This is a genomic window from Paenibacillus forsythiae T98 (assembly GCF_000520735.1).
In the GTDB taxonomy this organism is placed as follows: Bacteria; Bacillota; Bacilli; order Paenibacillales; family Paenibacillaceae; genus Paenibacillus_AQ; species Paenibacillus_AQ forsythiae.
Genome location: NZ_ASSC01000415.1, coordinates 1 through 334 on the forward strand (window position 1 = coordinate 1; position 334 = coordinate 334).

A 334-nucleotide genomic window follows, 5' to 3' on the forward strand; every position below is an offset into this window, starting at 1 on the left:
ACGCGGTGATGGAGAGTATGGTGGATACCGGCGTTCTGGTGGACCGGGCGGTGGCGCAGCGGGCGGGCATTGGCTTTAGCGGCAAGAACTGCTCGATCATTTCTCCGAAATGGGGCTCGTGGATTTATCTCGGCGAGATGGTCACGAATATTCCCTTTCCGCCCGACACGCCGGTAACGGAAGGCTGCGGCACATGCACGAAATGCATGGATGCCTGTCCTACGGGCGCGCTTGTCGGGCCGGGAGAGCTTAACGCCCAGGCATGCATTTCTTATCTGACGCAGACCAAGGGCTTCCTGGACGAGACGTACATGGTCAAAATCGGCAACCGCCT

General features: G+C 59.3%; 1 protein-coding gene. It reads left to right on the forward strand.

What is annotated here, in order from left to right:
* The coding region (locus tag L692_RS28740) for a 4Fe-4S double cluster binding domain-containing protein (protein WP_036723580.1) at positions 1 to 334 on the forward strand (334 nt) is incomplete at both ends.